This window comes from Streptomyces sp. NPDC020845 (assembly GCF_044334165.1).
Classification (GTDB): Bacteria; Actinomycetota; Actinomycetes; order Streptomycetales; family Streptomycetaceae; genus Streptomyces.
In genome coordinates this window covers 592,814-608,481 of record NZ_JBIRSJ010000005.1, presented here as the reverse complement: position 1 = coordinate 608,481, position 15,668 = coordinate 592,814, and the positions used below count along the sequence as shown (strand labels likewise).

14 protein-coding genes are annotated in these 15,668 nt (G+C 71.4%); 6 read left to right on the top strand and 8 right to left on the bottom strand.

Going from position 1 to position 15,668, the window contains the following annotated elements:
* Window positions 1-240 precede the first annotated feature (240 nt).
* Entirely contained in the window at window positions 241-1,311 is a 1,071-nt protein-coding gene (locus tag ACH4U7_RS15840) for a hypothetical protein (RefSeq protein WP_398528470.1), read from the top strand.
* A gap of 40 nt (window positions 1,312-1,351) precedes the next feature.
* Here ACH4U7_RS15840 and ACH4U7_RS15835 read toward each other — a convergent pair whose 3' ends face one another.
* The gene (locus ACH4U7_RS15835) at window positions 1,352-2,848 is read right to left on the bottom strand and encodes an MFS transporter (RefSeq protein ID WP_398528469.1); all 1,497 of its coding nucleotides are present in this window, start codon (window positions 2,846-2,848) and stop codon (window positions 1,352-1,354) included.
* Between the two features lie 121 nt (window positions 2,849-2,969).
* A complete protein-coding gene (locus ACH4U7_RS15830; protein ID WP_398528468.1) occupies window positions 2,970-4,007 on the bottom strand; it encodes a zinc-binding dehydrogenase in 1,038 nt (345 codons plus the stop codon).
* A gap of 289 nt (window positions 4,008-4,296) precedes the next feature.
* On the opposite strand from ACH4U7_RS15830, the gene ACH4U7_RS15825 reads away from it, so the two are divergent.
* Window positions 4,297-4,800 (top strand): MarR family winged helix-turn-helix transcriptional regulator, encoded by a 504-nt coding sequence (locus tag ACH4U7_RS15825; RefSeq protein ID WP_398528467.1) that lies wholly within the window; start codon window positions 4,297-4,299, stop codon window positions 4,798-4,800.
* A gap of 51 nt (window positions 4,801-4,851) precedes the next feature.
* On the opposite strand, the gene ACH4U7_RS15820 is transcribed toward ACH4U7_RS15825, so the two are convergent.
* On the bottom strand, window positions 4,852-5,877 hold the full coding sequence (locus tag ACH4U7_RS15820; RefSeq protein ID WP_398528466.1) for an AsnC family transcriptional regulator: 1,026 nt from the start codon (window positions 5,875-5,877) through the stop codon (window positions 4,852-4,854).
* A gap of 127 nt (window positions 5,878-6,004) precedes the next feature.
* On the opposite strand from ACH4U7_RS15820, the gene ACH4U7_RS15815 reads away from it, so the two are divergent.
* A complete protein-coding gene (locus tag ACH4U7_RS15815) occupies window positions 6,005-7,558 on the top strand; it encodes an AbgT family transporter (RefSeq protein WP_398528465.1) in 1,554 nt (517 codons plus the stop codon).
* Window positions 7,559-7,637: 79 nt separating this feature from the next.
* Window positions 7,638-8,825, top strand: coding sequence for a M20 family metallopeptidase (locus ACH4U7_RS15810; RefSeq protein ID WP_398528464.1), 1,188 nt, complete (start codon window positions 7,638-7,640; stop codon window positions 8,823-8,825).
* A gap of 48 nt (window positions 8,826-8,873) precedes the next feature.
* Here ACH4U7_RS15810 and ACH4U7_RS15805 read toward each other — a convergent pair whose 3' ends face one another.
* The 3 genes from ACH4U7_RS15805 to ACH4U7_RS15795 form a co-directional block, all read right to left on the bottom strand.
* Window positions 8,874-9,680, bottom strand: coding sequence for an ABC transporter permease (locus ACH4U7_RS15805; RefSeq protein ID WP_398528463.1), 807 nt, complete (start codon window positions 9,678-9,680; stop codon window positions 8,874-8,876).
* The gene (locus ACH4U7_RS15800) at window positions 9,677-10,606 is read right to left on the bottom strand and encodes an ABC transporter ATP-binding protein (RefSeq protein WP_398528462.1); all 930 of its coding nucleotides are present in this window, start codon (window positions 10,604-10,606) and stop codon (window positions 9,677-9,679) included. Before ACH4U7_RS15800 ends, ACH4U7_RS15805 begins: the two co-directional genes overlap by 4 nt.
* A gap of 81 nt (window positions 10,607-10,687) precedes the next feature.
* Window positions 10,688-11,203, bottom strand: a complete 516-nt coding sequence (locus ACH4U7_RS15795) for a YceI family protein (RefSeq protein WP_398528461.1) — start codon at window positions 11,201-11,203, stop codon at window positions 10,688-10,690.
* Window positions 11,204-11,381: 178 nt separating this feature from the next.
* Between ACH4U7_RS15795 and ACH4U7_RS15790 the strand changes: the two genes are divergently transcribed.
* Window positions 11,382-12,599: a sensor histidine kinase gene (locus tag ACH4U7_RS15790; protein WP_398528460.1), complete on the top strand. Its 1,218-nt coding sequence runs from the start codon at window positions 11,382-11,384 to the stop codon at window positions 12,597-12,599.
* Window positions 12,600-12,763: 164 nt separating this feature from the next.
* On the opposite strand, the gene ACH4U7_RS15785 is transcribed toward ACH4U7_RS15790, so the two are convergent.
* Both ACH4U7_RS15785 and ACH4U7_RS15780 read right to left on the bottom strand, forming a co-directional pair.
* Entirely contained in the window at window positions 12,764-13,567 is an 804-nt protein-coding gene (locus tag ACH4U7_RS15785; protein ID WP_398528459.1) for a hypothetical protein, read from the bottom strand.
* A gap of 92 nt (window positions 13,568-13,659) precedes the next feature.
* Window positions 13,660-14,319, bottom strand: a complete 660-nt coding sequence (locus ACH4U7_RS15780) for an RNA polymerase sigma factor (RefSeq protein WP_398528458.1) — start codon at window positions 14,317-14,319, stop codon at window positions 13,660-13,662.
* Window positions 14,320-14,773: 454 nt separating this feature from the next.
* On the opposite strand from ACH4U7_RS15780, the gene ACH4U7_RS15775 reads away from it, so the two are divergent.
* On the top strand, window positions 14,774-15,661 hold the full coding sequence (locus ACH4U7_RS15775) for a hypothetical protein (protein ID WP_398528457.1): 888 nt from the start codon (window positions 14,774-14,776) through the stop codon (window positions 15,659-15,661).
* The last annotated feature ends 7 nt before the right edge of the window (window positions 15,662-15,668 follow it).

Genomic DNA, 15,668 nt, shown 5'->3' with positions numbered 1-15,668 from the left:
TCTGGAAATACCTGGAAAAACCTGAAAATGCCTGGGGCGCCCGCGCGGCCTTTCAGAGCGCGTCAACACGCGGGCCCTGCGGGGCGCGCGGCCGGGCATACACGCGCGACCCGTGAGGTTTGGATCGTCGCGCGGGGCTAAGGGTTGCATGAGGAGATGAAAATGTGAGTCAGATCGCTCGATCGTGATCGCCGCGGACCGGCGGCCGGAACCGGTTGCACCGCTATCGTCCGTTTCATCATGAGAGCCGACTCCAGCATGAGAGCCGACCGCCCCCGAAAGACCACCCGCGCCGCCCGGAAGACCTCTTCCGTCGTTCGGAAGGCCGTCCTTCGGAAGACCTCCGCCGCTCGGAAGAACCCCCTCGTCATCGGCCTCGCGGCGCTCACCGCCGTGGCCGCCCTGCTGACGACCGCGCTCGCCCTGCGCGGCAGCGGCGAGGACGGCGCCACCACCCCCAAGGCAGGCACCGACCTGGAGCGCCGGATCACCGACTACACCGCCCGGTTCGGTGCGGACACCGGCTATCTGGAGCCCAAGCGCGCCGACCGCCAGGCCGTCGCCCGCGCCGTAGGGCTGCTCCTGGACGGCCACCGTGACCAGGCCGCGGCCCGCCTCGACGCCCTGGACTTCGACCTCCGTACGATCACCGACAGCGCCACCGGCCGGCGCTACGCCGAGATCGCCGACCGCACCGACACCGGCCCCACACCGCGCGGCTGGGGGCGCGTCTACATCGACCTCTCGGCCCCCGCGCGCTGGTCCGTCCAGATTCCGCACCCGGTGGCGGACGCCCGCACCGAACAGCTGGGCGTCGGCGTCCTGCGCGGCAGCCCCGGCGGCGTCCTCGTGCTCGCGGGCGCCCACCGCGACGCGGGCGTCGGCGACGCGGCCGACGTGGCGCACCGGCGCTACACCGTCTTCGCCGCGGTCTGCGCCGAACTCGCCGAACGCGGACTCCCCGGCATCCAGATCCACGGCTTCGCCGACGACTCGGCCCCCGACTACGACGTCATCGCCTCGACCGGCCGCGCCACCCGCGAAAGCCGCGCCGACGCCCGTACCCTCGCGAACGCCCTGCGCGCCCGGGACTTCGAGGTCTGCCGCGCCTGGGTCCGCTCCTGCCCCCTGGAGGGCCGCACCAACGAACAGGGCCGCGCCGCGGCGGCCCAGGACAGCACCTTCCTGCACATCGAATTCGCCAACGCGATCCGCACCGACCGCCGCGAGGCCGCCCGCGCTGTCGCGGCGGTGAACGTGGTGACCGCCCGCTGGGCGAAGCGGACACCCCACCCGGGCGCGACCGGCTGACCGGCCGCGCCCGGGTGGGGCTGCGCTGTGCGGACGGGCGCTACGACGCCGTCCCCAATGCCTCCGCCGACTCGTCAGCCGACTCTTCCGGACCCGCCGCCGCGGGCGCCCCCTGCGTGTCGGCTGCCTTCCGGCGCGGCAGGAAGGAGGCGAGAGCGAAGGCGAGGAGGGCGGCACCGGCGCCGATGGCCATGACCACCTTGAATCCGTTCTCGGAGGTCAGGGCGTGGCCGTGGAAGGCGGTGGTCATCTGGGCCAGGATGACGCCGGAGACGGCGCTGGCGAACGAGGTGCCCAGGGAGCGCATCAGGGCGTTGAGGCTGTTGGCGGCCGCGGTCTCGGAAGCCGGGACGGCGCCCATGATCAGGGCGGGCAGCGCGCCGTACGTGAAGCCGACACCGCCGCCGATGACGCAGGACACCAGGATCAGGTGCCAGACCTCGGACATCAGCACGATGTTCAGCCCGTAGCCGGCTGCCACGATCAGCGCGCCGATCATCAGCGTCACCTTCGGGCCCTTGGCCTTGGTGACGGCGGCGGAGACCGGGGCCATGGCCATCATGACCAGGCCCTGCGGGGCCAGGACCAGGCCGACGGTGAGCATGGACTTGCCGAGGCCGTAGCCGGTCTGCTCGGGCAGCTGGAGCAGCTGCGGCAGGACCAGGGACATCGCGAACATCGAGAAGCCGAGCGCGACCGAGGCGAGGTTGGTGAAGAGCACCTGGCGGCGGGCGGTGGTGCGCAGATCGACCAGCGGCTGCCGGGCGCGCAGCTCGTACGCTCCCCAAGAGAGCAGGACGACGACGGCGGCGGCGAACAGGCCGAGGGTGGTGCCGCTGGTCCAGCCCCAGTCGGCGCCCTTGGAGACGGCCAGCAGCAGGGACACCAGACCGGCCGACAGGCCGAGCGAGCCGACCAGGTCGAACCGTCCGCCGGTACGCACCTTCGACTCGGGCACGACCGTCCCGACGAGCGCGAGGGCGACGGCCGCGAGGGCGGCCGAGGCCCAGAACAGGACGTGCCAGTCGAAGCGGTCGGCGATGAACGCGGCGGCGGGCAGACCCAGGGCGCCGCCGACGCCGAGGGAAGCGCTCATCAGCGCGGTGGAGCCGGCCAGCCGCTCGGGCGGCAGCTCGTCGCGCATGATGCTGATGCCGAGCGGCACGACGGCTGCCGCCAGGCCCTGCAGGGTGCGCCCGACGATCATCGGGACCAGGGATTCGCTCAGCGCGCAGACGACCGATCCGGACACCAGCAGCACCAGGCTGAGCAGCAGCATGCGGCGCTTGCCGAACATATCGCCGAGGCGGCCGACGACCGGTGTGGCGACGGCGGCGGCGAGCAGCGTGGCGGTGACCGCCCAGGTGGCGTCCGACGGCGAGGCGTCGAGGTACGTCGGCAGCTTGGGGACGATCGGGATCACCAGGGTCTGCATCAGCGAGACGACGATCCCGGCGAGGGCCAGCACCGCCACCACGGCGTTCGGCCTCGGCGGGGCGGAACCCCCGGCGGCGGGGCGGGCAAGGGCGTCGGACATGGCGGGGGCCTCCAGGGGCGGTGAACACCAAAAGGGGGTTGGGTGACCTGGGTGAATGGAGTGATGCGGGTGGCGCGTCCCATGGCGGGGTGGGGCGACAGCACCCGGACGTCTGTCGTGCTTACGGCTCGAAGGTGACGACGACCTTCTCCGCGGCCCCCGGCGTCCGCGCGAGTTCAAAGGCCCGCTCGACCTCGGAGAACGGCACGCGGTGGCTGATGAGCTTCGCGAAGCGCTGCTGGTGCTCGACGAGTTCGGGGGTGACCTCGAAGATCTCGGTGGGGTAGCCCTGGGAGGCGATGAGGGTCAGCTCGCTGCGCAGCATGCCGCCGAGGTCGATGGCGTCGGACTTCTTCTGCACGGCCACCATGACCAGCTTGGCGCCCCATTTGGCGGACTCGACGGTGGTGTTGAAGACGGCGGGGGCGCCGGCCGCGTCGATGTAGATGTCGGTGCCGGCCCGCGGCTGGCCGAGCGCGTTGGCCGCCCGGCCGTGCAGTTCGGTCAGGCGGGCGGTGACGTCCTCGGCGGCGGAGTCGATGACCGCGTCGGCGCCGACGGCCAGCGCCGTTTGAAGGCGCTCGGGTATGACGTCGGCGACGACCACATGCTCGACCCCGCGCAGCTTCAGCCAGATCGCGGCGCCAAGACCGATGGGTCCGGCGCCGAAGACGACGACCTTGTCGGTCGGCTTCGCCTCGGCGCGGTTGACGCAGTGGCGGGCCACCGCCATGGGCTCGTTGAGCGCGGCGACGTCGAAGGGCACGGTGTCGGGGAAGACGGTGACGCTCCTGCCGACGACGGCGTCCTCGATGAGCAGATACTCGCTCATACCGCCCAGCCTGCCGCCGCAGCCGATGATCCCGGAGGGGGCGCCCTGCGGATTGACGACCACGCGGTCGCCCACCTTCAGGCCCCTGACCTCGGCGCCGACCTCGACGATCTCGCCCGCCGGCTCATGGCCGAGCGGCAGCGAGACCATCGCCCCGCCGGGGCCGAAGGGGGCTCCGCCCAGGTGGAGGAAGTGGGTGTCGGTGCCGCAGATGCCGCAGGCGCGGATCCGTGTCAGGGCGTCCTTGGGGCCGGGGGCGGGCCGTTCGGCGTCGAAGACAGCGATCTTGTGCTGCTCGCCGGTCCGGACGGACTTCATCGTGGTCATGACGGAGCTCACTTTCTGGCTTCCCGGGGAGTTCGAGGGTGTCGCCGGGCCCGGCGGCGGACGGGGGTTCCGGCCGCCGGGCCCGGGGATCGCGCCGATCCCCGTCCCCACGGGTTCGGCGCGTATCGGGACCCTCTCCGCTCTCGGTGGCCCCGGTCCGGGTGCCCACGGCCCTGCCTGGATGCTGTGGGCTGACTTGCTTGACTCAGGCAAGCATGAAGGAGTTACTTGAGTCAAGCAACCTTTCCGATTTTACTTGACTTAGGCAATTAGCTGTTACGGTGGCCGCATGTCCACACCGTCATCCGCAGGTGAACCCGTCTCGACGGACGTGATCGCGATCGAGCGCGCCCTGACGCGCATCACCTACCTGGCCGGCCGGGCCCGGCAGCATGAGCGGCTGATGGCCCTGGCCGGACTGTCCCTGGACCGGGCCGCCGTGGCGATCCTGCGGTTCATCGCCGAGAGTGAGCCGCTGCGCCCGGGGGTGCTGGCGGTCCGGCTGTCCGTGGAGGCATCCCATGTCACCCGGCAGCTGGGGCAGTTGGAGCGGGCCGGCTATGTGATCCGTATCCCGGATCCGGACGACCGGCGCGCCCAGCGCGTCCAGCTCACCGACGCCGGCCTGGCCGCGGTCGAGCGCATCCGGGAAGCCAGCCGCCGGGGCATGGCGGTGGCGCTGGCGGACTGGTCGCCCGACGACCTGGGTCAGCTCGCCGGGCTCTTCCGCCGGCTGGCCGACGACTTCGTCACGCACGCCGAGTCGGACGTCGACATCCCGCCCTCGGCCTGACCCTGCCGCGCGGCGCCCGGTGAGCCCGGTGAGCCCGGAGGGCCCGGTGATTCAAAGCAGTGCCGGTGCGTGGAACTCCCCGAGTCCCGATGTCCGGTCCCGGTCCAGCCAGTAGCGCCGAGGCTCGGCCAGCATGACGTCGACGCTGACGGCGAGGATGCCGGAGATCTTGGCCAGTTCGTTGTCGATGAAGGCCGCCAGGGCCGAGCGGTCGGTGACCAGGCCGGTGCACAGGACGGACATGTCGCTGGCGACGTGGGCGGCGAGCCGGGTCTGGGGGAGCTGGTCGATGCGGTGCATGACGTCGGGGGTCTCGCCGGGGGCGACCCGCAGGCGCAGTATGAACGGGGTCTGGAAGCCGAGCCATTCCGATACGACCTCCAGGCGCGGCTTGACCCAGCGCTCGTCGAGCACCCGGCGCACGACACGGTGCGCGGTGGAGGCGGCGAGGCCCGCGGCCCGGGCGATGCTCGCGGAGGATGCCCGGCTGTCCCGCATCAGCTGGGCGACGACGGTGCGTTCGGCCTCGCTGAGGAGTTTGGCGGGGGGTGTCGCGGTCGCCGTGCCTTCCGGTCGGGCGCCGGTCAGCTTCAGCAGGTCGGTCCGTTCGGCATCGGTCAGGAACTGCGGGTCCCAGGTGATGCCCCGGCGCAGGGTGCTGAGCGCGGGCAGGGCGTTGACGCGGCGGACGCCGGAGATCGAGAACATCCGGTCGATCGCCTCGCTGGTGGCCGCCTCGGAAGGGGCGTGGACGACGGCGTAGAGCGGGTAGTCCCCGGAGATCTGCGCCAGGAGCTGCAGATGGGGGAGTGTGCGGAGCCGGTCGAGGACGGCGAGTGGGGTCTCGCCGGTGATGTCCAGGAGTACATGGACCGGCATCGCCGTGGAGTGCATGCCCCAGTCGGCCTGCCCGATCACGCGGACCATCCGGGCCTCGCGCAGCCGGTCGAAGCGGCGCTTGAGGGTGCTGGCGTCGGCGGACAGGATCTCGCCGATGTCGTCCCAGGTGGCCCGGGGTGCCAGGTGCAGGGCCCCGATGAGGCGCCGGTCGAGCTCGTCGAGCAGAGGGCGAGTCATGTTCCCCCACCTTAGGGTGCGCCTGAGGGTGCCGATTAATCCCAACGTTACATCCGAGGGATAGAGAATCTCTCATCTCGCTGTCATGATTCGCTGGAACGTCCCCGAATCGCACGAAGAGGTACCCATGAGTGCCACCGCGACCGAACCCCAGCCGACCGAGCCCCCCTCGAGAGTCCTGCGCGCCGCGTTCCGCGGTTTCGCGGCGATCGAGAAGGTCGGCAACAAGCTGCCCAACCCCTTCTGGCTGTTCTGGATCCTCGCGGGGGTCGTCGCCGTCCTCAGCGCCGTGCTGGCGGCGGCCGGCGTCAGCGCCGCGCACCCCGGGACGCACGAGACCATCAAGGTGCAGAGCCTGCTCAGCAAGGCAGGAGTCACGACGATGGTCGAGGGGGCCGTCGACAACTTCGCGACCTTCCCGCCGCTCGGCACGATCCTCATCGTGGGCTTCGGCATCGCCGTCGCCGAGGCGAGCGGGCTGTTCACAGCTCTGCTGCGCCGCATGGTCGCCCGGGTGCCAGGCAAGTACCTGACCTTCGCGCTGTCGATGACGGCGATGGTCGCCCATGTCGCAGGTGACGCCGCATACGTCACCCTCATCCCGCTCGGGGCGCTCATCTACCGCGCGGCGGGCCGCAGCCCGGTGCTCGGCTGCATCGTCGCGTACGTCTCCATCTCCGCCGGCTACGACGCCTCGCCGTCCCTCACCACCACCGATGTCCTCCTGTCGTCGATCTCCACCGCCGCCGCCCACACCATCGACCCGCACTACACCGTCACCCCGGTCGCGAACTACTTCTTCGGGCTCGCCTCCTCGGTCCTGGTCGCCCTGGTGATCACACTCGTCGTGGACAAGGTCATCGCCAAGCGCTCGGACCTGGACTCCGACGAGCCGGTCGCCGCCCTGAGCGCCGCCGAGCTGAAGGCGATCGAGGTCGCCCCGGAGCAGCGCCGTGCGCTGCGGGCGACCGGGCTGGTCGCGCTGGGCTTCGTCGCACTCCTGGCGGTGGCCATGATCCCGGCGTCCTCACCGCTGCGCGGCGCCGGCGGCTCCCTCATCGAATCCCCGGTGATCACGGGCATGTCGCTCGTGCTGTGTGTGTTCTTCTCCCTGCTCGGCTGGGTCTACGGCCGGATGACCGGCACTTTCCGCGCCGCCCGCGACATCGTCGACGCGCTGGTCGAGGGCACCCGCAGCTACGCCCCGATCCTCGTCCTGTTCTTCGCGATCTCCCAGTTCCTCGCGTACTTCAAGTGGACGAACATCGGCAACATCCTCGCCATCAAGGGCGCGGAGACCTTGAAGGACCTGGACCTGAGCGGCTGGACCGTGCTGGTCGGCATCGCCGTGCTGATCACCTTCATGAACCTCGTCATCACCAGCGGCTCCGCACTGTGGGCCCTGGCCGCCCCCGTCCTCGTACCCATGCTGATGCTCGTCGGGATCGAGCCCGAGACGACCCAGGCCGTCTACCGTGTCGCCGACTCGGTCACCAACTGCGTCACCCCGATGAGCCCGTACTTCGCGATGGCCCTCGGTTTCATCCAGCAGCACCGCAAGTCCGCCGGCATCGGCACGCTGGCCTCCTTCACCATCCCGATCGCCGCCGTCGTATGGGTCGCCTGGGTCGCGTTCTTCGTGGCCTGGTACCTGCTGGGCCTTCCCTTCGGCGTCAGCTGACCCCACCCGACAACGTCCACCCCTCGACCGACAACGCCACCCCCCACACCTTCGTACGAGAGATACGAGAAAGCCGATCATGACCGCATCGCACGCTGTCGCCGCCCTCACCGCCCGGGCCCAGGAGGTCTCGTCGGAGATCGTCACCGACATCCTGACCCTCGTCCACCACGAGACCAGCAGCTACGACCTCCCCGGCCTCGCGGCGGGCCTGGACCGCCTGCGCGAACTGGCCGTCCACCGGCTCGGGCAGCCCGACCACGAACACCGCTACCCCGGCGGCGAGTGCGGAGACACCCTCACCCTGACCTACACCGGCACCGGCCCCGGGCACGTCGCGCTCGTCGGCCACTACGACACCGTATGGCCGACCGGCACGCTCGCCGGATGGAAGCAGCCGGAGACGGACGGCGACGGGGACGGTCGGGAGAAGCTCAGCGGGCCCGGCATCTTCGACATGAAGACGGGGCTGGCCCAAGGCGTCTGGGCCCTGAAGCTCGCCCGGGAGAGCGGTGTGCCCGTCCCCACCGTCACGTTCCTCTTCAACGGCGACGAGGAGATCGGCTCCCTCTCCTCCCGTCCGGTGATCGAGGAGGTCGCGTGGAAGGCCGATGTGACGCTGGTGCTGGAGCCCACCGCGCACGGCGCGGTCAAGACCGCCCGTAAGGGCTCCGGGATCTTCCAGGTCACCGCCACCGGCGTCGAGGCGCACGCCGGGCTCGCGCCTCAGGACGGGGCGAGCGCGATCACCGCGCTGTCCGAGTTCGTCCTCGCCGCCGCGGCCGTGGCCGCCCCCGAGAGGGGTACGACGGTCAACACCGGGCTCATCAAGGGCGGCAGCGCCACCAATGTCGTCGCCGGCCGGGCCACCGCGGGCATCGACATCCGGGTGACCACCCAGGAGGAACAGGACCGCGTCGACGCCGAGTTCGACGCCATCGAGGTCAGCGACCCCCGCGTGGGCATCGAGATCGTCCGGGACTGGAACCGGCCGCCGATGACCCTCAACGCCGCCTCCGCCCCGCTCCTCGACCTCGCCCGTGAGGTCGCCCGCGAACAGGGCCGCGAACTGTCCGACACCGCGGTCGGCGGCGCCAGCGACGCCAACTTCGTCGCCGCCCTCGGACTGCCGGTGCTGTGCGGTATGGGCGCGGTCGGAGACGGCGCCCACGCCCAGGGCGAATTCATCTACCCCGACACCGTGCCCGCCCAGACGGCACTGGTCGCAGGGCTGCTGGGACGGCTGGCGCGGCCGCGGCGGGGCTGAGCGCAGCCGGCGGGGTTCCCTGAAGCGGGGTTTCCCTGAAAGAGGCAATCACTCCGCACGCGGATCCCAGCGGAACCGCCGAACGGCCACCGCCGCACCGGCCACCCCCCACAGCAGCAGGACGCCGTAGTCCCGCCAGGGGAGGCCGGTGTGGTCCGTGGTGAAGGCGCGGAGCAGGGCGTCGTTGAACGGCTTGACCGGCAGCGCACCGGCGATGCCGTTCAGCAGGGCGGAGTGGATCGGCATGTACGTGCCGGAGATGAACACGAGCGGGAACAGCACGAACTGCACGACCGACGGCGCCGCCTCCGCGTTGCGGACCAGCGAGGCCACCGCGACTCCGAGGGTGCAGAAGGCGGCCGCGCCGAGCACCAGGGACACCGCGAGCGCGGGCCACTGCGAGGCGGCGGGCAGCGGCACGCCGTAGAACCTGCCGACCGCCGTGATGAGCAGGACGTCGACGACGCTCACCAGGACGCAGTGCGCCAGCAGACCCGCGAAGTACCCGGAGGCGGGCAGGGGCGTGGCCCGGACCCGCTTCAGCATTCCGTTCTGCCGTCGCGTCGCGAGCACGATCGCCAACTGGCTGTAGCAGGAGCCCAGCACGGACACCGCGGCGATCGTGGGCACGTAGTACTGGAGCGCGGATCGCCCGTAGTAGAACTCGCTCTTCCCGACGGAGCCGAACAGCCCGCCGAATATCGCCATGACCACGACCGGGAAGACGAACGTGAAGAACGCGCTCTGCGGATTGCGCCAGAACGTCAGCTGCTCGTAGCGGATCTGATGCCACAGCAGGCCCAGGCGGCGGCTCAACAGGCGCCCGGCCTGGGTGCGGGGCGCGGTGATGCTCATGGTGCGCTCCTCTCCGGTGTGCTGTGGTTGTGGTCGGTCAGGCGCAGATAGACGTCCTCCAGGCTCGGCCGGTCGACCCTCAGCCCGGCGAGCACGGTGTCGCGGCGCAGCGCCCAGTCGGTGAGTTGGTGCAGCGTCCGGGTCGGCTCCGCGGACTCGACGGTGACCAGGCCGCCCTCGCCGGGCGCGGCGGGAACCGGCAGATCGGCGGCCGTGGTTCCGGGCGGCAGCGCGAAGCGGATCCGGGCCCGTGCGGTGTCGCGTCCGCCCAGGGTGCCGGGGGTGCCCTCGGCCACGATCCGCCCGTCGGCGATCACCGCCACCCGGTCGGCCAGTTCCTCGGCCTCTTCCATGGAGTGGGTGGTGAGCAGGATGGTGGTGCCCGCGTCGCGCAGGTCCCGCACCAACTGCCAGGCGCCGCGGCGCGCGTTCGGATCGAATCCGGTCGTCGGCTCGTCGAGGAAGAGCAGGGTGGGGCCGCCGATCAGGCCCAGTGCGAGATCCAGGCGGCGCTTCTGGCCGCCGGAGAGCGCCCGGACCTTCTTCTTCTCCAGCCCGGCGAGGCCGACCAGGCCGATCACCTCGTCGATGTCGCGCGGCGCGGGGTAGTAGCCCGCGTTGCGGGCGATCGTCTCGCGGACGGTGAGATAGGGCTCGACCGCGATGTCCTGCAACACCAGCCCGATCCGCTCGCGCAGGGCGCGCTCGGTGGCCTTCTCACCCGGGTCCAGACCGAGTACGTCGACCCGTCCGCAGTCGCGGCGCCGAAACCCCTCCAGGATCTCCATGGTGGTGGTCTTGCCCGCCCCGTTGCGGCCGAGCAGCGCGAAGATCTCCCCGTGCTCGATGGTGAAGCTCACCCCGCGTACCGCCCGCACCGCGCCGTACCGCTTGTGCAGGCCCTCCACCACGACCGCGTCAGCCATGGCCGTCTCCCGTCGCTCGGCGCGCGGCCCCCGGCGTCAGGTGCCCGGGCGTCAGATGCTCCGGTGTCAGGTGCTCCGGTGTCAGATGCGGACGCAACGGATCTCCAACGTCAGATCGAGATGGCGCCCGGCCGTGCCACGGGCCGCCGTCACACCGAACGCGGTGCGGTCGACCCGCGTGGTGGCACGGACGGTGAAGGCATCCGCCAGCACCTCGGAGCGCACGATCGACAGATTCGCCGGCCGGGAGAGACCGCATGCGGTGAGGGTGCCGGAGACCGTGGCGGTGTCCACGTGGTCGGCGGCGAACGTGATCAGCGGGTGTCGGTCGGTGTCCAGGAATGCCACCGACCGTACGGCGGCGTCCCGCCGGACATGGTTCGTACGGAAACTCGCCGCGTCGACCTCCGCGTGCACACGCGACCCGGAGATCGGCTCGGCCACCTCGACGGTGCCGCCGCGGATCGCGAAGGTGCCGCGCACCGGCAGAAGGCCGAAAAGGTGTCTGCTCTTGAATGAGATGGATGATTTGGCTGTGTCGATCGTGTAGCGGCCGAGCCGGGGAGTCGTCGTGGCGGTGTTGCCTGTCGCATCCATGCCCCCATTCCACGGCGGCGGGCGCACCGCGCGGCAGGGCGAGCGGTTGGTTCCGCAGCCGACGAAGGGCTTGCCCGCGATGCACGGCATACGACTTTCGTAGGGTCCACCGAGGCGGAAGTATCCGGTGGCGCCGACCGGAACGGGGCCGCGAGCCGGATGTCCTACGGTGAGCGTCATGACCGACGGACCGTGGCACTGCCGGCACCGGCTCGCCGTGGATGTGATCGTCGCGGCCGCGTTCGTGCTCATCGACACCGGTATGACACTGGTCGGCGCCACCTGGTGGCCCGAACACCCCGGCACGCTCGCCTGGGTCATGCTGGGCGCGCAGGCGCTCGCCGGCGCCTCGCTCGCCGTCCGCCGTATCGCTCCGCTGGCCGTCATCGGCGTGCTCGGCGCGTTCACGCTCGCGGTGAGCCTGCTGATCTCACCGGCGGGCGTGCTGACACCGGCCCACCAGGGGAACGTATGGGCACCCCTCTCCACCACGGTGGCCGCCTACGGTCCGCTCTTCTACCAGCAGAACCGCCGGACCGCGTACCTCGCGCTCGCCGCCTTCACCCTCGTCGTCATGCGGCCCTGGGATCCGTCCGTCACGAATATGACGATCGGGCTGCTGCGTACCGCGGTCGGGCCGCTGCTGGCGCTGTACTTCGACGCCCGCCGCAGGCTGGTGCGGGCCCTGGTCGAGCGCGCCGAGCGGGCCGAACGGGAGCGTCATCTGCTGGCCGAGCAGGCCCGCGCCGAGGAACGCGCCCGGCTCGCCGGTGAGATGCACGACGTGGTCACCCACCGAGTGAGCCTGATGGTGCTGCAGGCCGGCGCCCTCGGGGTGACGGCACCGGACGAGGCGACCCGGCAGGCGGCGGAGGAACTGCGTACCGCGGGCTGCCAGGCGCTGGAGGAGCTACGGGACCTGGTCGGCATTCTGCGCACCGAGCCGGAGGGCGACCGGACGCCGTCGGTGGCGGGCTTCGCCGATCTGGTCGCCGAGTCCGTGGCGGTGGGGATACCGACCGAGCTGATCGAGGAGGGCGACCCGGCGCTGGCCTCACCGGTGGTCGGGCGCACCGCCTACCGCGTGCTGCGCGAGGCGCTGACCAACGTACGCAAGCACGCTCCCGGCGCCCGGGTGAGAGTGCGCGTGGAGTACGACAACGCACGGGTGCGGCTGACGGTCCACAACACGCCCCCGACCGGCAGCCCCCGCAGCGCCCTCGCCGGTACCGGCTCCGGTCTGGGGATCGCGCAGCTGCGGCAGCGTATCGAGCTTGTGTACGGCACACTGCGCGCCGGACCCTGCTCCGACGGCGGGTTCAGCGTCGAGGCGACGCTGCCCGCGTTCGTACCGACCGCGGAGTCGTTCGCCCCGGCCGCGGAATCGGCGGGGTGAGCGTGGCCCGGGTCGTGGTGGTTGACGACGCGGCTCTGCCGAGTCCCAACAGACGAGGCGGTTACCGGAGGGCGCCCCGTATCTGTAGAGCTGAGTGTCTGCAGAGCTGATGGTGAGCCGCGGCTGGATCCCGCTCCCGCCGGTGAGTCTCGCCGGTGAGTCTCCTACTCGTGTTTCCCGCTGCCCTTGTCGCCGCTTGCCCGGCCGCTCCTTTCGGGCGGGTTGGCCGCGTCACTGTGCTCGTTCCCGGAGGCGCCGGTGTTCCCAGCCGTGCCCTTGCCGGGATCCGCGGCGCCCGCGCTGGGTTTGCCCGTGCTGCCCGGCCCGGTCGGCGCGGTTGGCCTGGTCGGCCCGTTTGTCGCCCGCGCGAGCTGCTCGGAGCAGTATGCGGCGACCTTGTCCATCCCGCCGGCGGCCGCGACGAGTCGCTGCCAGGCCGTGGCGTCGAGAGCCTTGCCGCGGTCCTCGACTCGTTCGTAGGCGCGGCAGTGGGCCTCGGTGTCCTGGGCGGTGGCAGGGCGCTTCGTGGGTCCGGCGCCGCCGGACGACGCCGACGAGGCGGCCGACCGGTCCGGAGCGACCGCCGACGGGTGTGGCGCCTCCCGATGGGCGCCGCCTGCGGACGAGCCCGTCGAACCGATGGCCGCGACCGCGACACCGCCCAGGGCGAGGCTGGCGAACACCACGCCGAACGTCGTCTTCACAGGGCGCCCGGTACGGCGTTCCGCGGGCGGCCGCCAGTCGTCCCGGCGCCGGGTACGCGCACGGTGCGCGCCCGCGCTGCGGGCGGCCCGGAAGGCGGCCACCGCCCGTTGTTCGGCCTCGGGGTCGAGATCGTCTCCGCGTATGACGGAGGCCAGCGCTGTCTCCAGCGCGGAGTCGCCGCGTATGTCCCGCGGGTCGGAGGCGGCGCCACTGGGATGCATGCGGCGGCCTGGAACTCCGTCGCCGCTCAGCCGCTCACCCATGTCCGCTTCCATACCTGTCCGACGTGTTCGCTTCATTCGGCGTGCCAGGCCCTGGTGCGGGTCATCTGCTTGCCTGCCATTGCCGTCGTGGTTCATTCCGACTCCCCCAGCGTTCGGGAAGTTTTATCCGTCACACCCTCTCCCGCCGCGTCACCGACGCCCAACTGCCGGGCGAGGCGTTTCAGACCTCGGTGAGCCGCAGTGCGCACCGCTCCCGGGCGCTTGCCGAGGGCGCGTGCGGCGGCGGGGCCGTCCAAGCCGACGACGACCCGCAGGAGCACGGCCTCGGCCTGGTCCTGCGGCAGTGAGCGCACCAGCTCAAGGGCGCGCTCGGTGGAGAGGGTCTCCAGGGCCTGTTCTTGCGTGCTGTGCGGGCCGGGCAAGTTCAGAACATCCTGCTCGAGCGCCCCTGACCGGGGCCGCACGCGCTGGCGGCGCAGGTGGTCCAGTGCCCGGTGCCGGGCGATGGTCGCCGTCCAGCCGCGGAAACCGGCTCCGTCCCCCTTGAACCGCCCGATGTCGCGGGCAATCTCCAGCCAGGCGTCGGACGCCACGTCCTCCGCCTCGTTGCCGACGAGTCCGCGCAGATAGCCGAGCATGCCCGGTTGCACGATCCGGTAGATGACCGCGAACGCGGCCTCGTCCCCGTCCTGAGCCCGCGCGACTGCCGTGCTCAAATCCCCGTCGCCTGCCTGTACGCGCCGGGGTTGCCGTGCCTGGCTCAAGACCGTCCTCGTTCGCACCGGATCCATTCCGAGTCACTGCCGCCCCACGCGCTCCGATCGCATCGACGGCCACATGGTGACCAGCGTCAACCCTCACAGAAGTGTCACAACGCATCGGGCGTCCTTCACACCCTCCCCAGAGCCGCTGGCGCGCAGCCGCCGTCCCGGCCGGGTGACGTTTCGCGTCGACCGTGCGCTGTGTGAGTGTCGAGTCCGCGTGGACATCGGCACCACGCACTTCCCGGACCACTCCCCGCGCGCCCTTGCTTCCCCCCGAGAGCGGCGCGGGGAGGGACGGGGACGGCCGGACCCCCCGCCCACTGCACGGGGGGTCCGGCCGCCCCACATACACATCGGACCGACTTGCACTATTTGGAGCGATGCGTCCTGTGCTGTGAGGCGGAGGTGTAACACTTCCGGCCGAGTTCGCTCTTCCTCAACGGACGACCGCGGCGGTCGCCCGGGACAGGGGGCACGACTCGTGCAGTGGACGGACGAAAGCGGCAGGGCGTACGGCGAGGATCCGTACGGAGGCGCCGGGTACGCGTATGCCTACGGCTACGAGTACAGCGGCGGCGCTGCCACCGATACGGCCACGATGCCCTGGGACCCGGTACAACTCGGGCAGTGGACGCACCCAACGGGCAGTGTCCTCGGGTCGGAAACGGACCCCTACGCGACCGGGATGGACCCCTACACCACGGGGACGGATCTCTACGCGACCGGGATGGACCCCTACGCCACGGGGACGGATCTCTATGTGACCGGCCCGGATCCCTACGCCACCGGGCCGGGCCCCGCCACGACGACGTGGGACTCTCCCCACGGCGACGTCCTCACCGTGCCGCCTCCAGAGCTCGACGACGCGGCCGACCCGCACATACCAGGACCGGAAACGCTGAAGACCGAGTCGGCGCGGCCCGTCTTCGTCGATTCCTCGGGGCGACGCCAGCGCCGCGCGCTCCGCGCCGCCCGGCTGCTGGTGATCCCCGCAGGTGGCTACGTCGCCCTGCTGATCAGCACCGTGCTGGGCGGCCCCAGTCTCAACGCCCCGTTCGTCCCGCAATCGGACTCCACGCACCCGGCCACACCCTCCGTGTCCGCGCCCGACGCCTCCCCCAGCACCGGCGGCTCCGCGGGGAGTGTGAGCCCTACCACGGCCGACAAGAACTCCCGCCCCACAGCGGCGCAGAAGACCTCCGGCTCCACCGACCGGCCGACAGCCTCCGCCACAACCGCGGCCACACCCGGGTCCACCGCGGAGCCCACCGGCACCGCGTCCCCGACCTCCGCCCCGACCGCAACCGCCACGTCCCATCCCGCCTCCAAGGGCCGCGCGGTCGGCTCGTCCCGCAACCCCGTGAAGTGATCCAAGG

Excerpts from the sequence above, each read along its gene's own strand:
- ACH4U7_RS15825 (WP_398528467.1), top strand. The coding sequence starts at position 4,297 with ATGTCCACACCGTCATCCGCAGGTGAACCCGTCTCGACGGACGTGATC.
- ACH4U7_RS15820 (WP_398528466.1), bottom strand. The coding sequence starts at position 5,877 with ATGACTCGCCCTCTGCTCGACGAGCTCGACCGGCGCCTCATCGGGGCC.
- ACH4U7_RS15785 (WP_398528459.1), bottom strand. The coding sequence starts at position 13,567 with ATGGGTGAGCGGCTGAGCGGCGACGGAGTTCCAGGCCGCCGCATGCAT.
- ACH4U7_RS15805 (WP_398528463.1), bottom strand. The coding sequence starts at position 9,680 with ATGAGCATCACCGCGCCCCGCACCCAGGCCGGGCGCCTGTTGAGCCGC.
- ACH4U7_RS15780 (WP_398528458.1), bottom strand. The coding sequence starts at position 14,319 with ATGGATCCGGTGCGAACGAGGACGGTCTTGAGCCAGGCACGGCAACCC.
- ACH4U7_RS15810 (WP_398528464.1), top strand. The coding sequence starts at position 7,638 with ATGACCGCATCGCACGCTGTCGCCGCCCTCACCGCCCGGGCCCAGGAG.
- ACH4U7_RS15795 (WP_398528461.1), bottom strand. The coding sequence starts at position 11,203 with ATGGATGCGACAGGCAACACCGCCACGACGACTCCCCGGCTCGGCCGC.
- ACH4U7_RS15815 (WP_398528465.1), top strand. The coding sequence starts at position 6,005 with ATGAGTGCCACCGCGACCGAACCCCAGCCGACCGAGCCCCCCTCGAGA.
- ACH4U7_RS15830 (WP_398528468.1), bottom strand. The coding sequence starts at position 4,007 with ATGACCACGATGAAGTCCGTCCGGACCGGCGAGCAGCACAAGATCGCT.
- ACH4U7_RS15840 (WP_398528470.1), top strand. The coding sequence starts at position 241 with ATGAGAGCCGACTCCAGCATGAGAGCCGACCGCCCCCGAAAGACCACC.
- ACH4U7_RS15800 (WP_398528462.1), bottom strand. The coding sequence starts at position 10,606 with ATGGCTGACGCGGTCGTGGTGGAGGGCCTGCACAAGCGGTACGGCGCG.
- ACH4U7_RS15835 (WP_398528469.1), bottom strand. The coding sequence starts at position 2,848 with ATGTCCGACGCCCTTGCCCGCCCCGCCGCCGGGGGTTCCGCCCCGCCG.
- ACH4U7_RS15790 (WP_398528460.1), top strand. The coding sequence starts at position 11,382 with ATGACCGACGGACCGTGGCACTGCCGGCACCGGCTCGCCGTGGATGTG.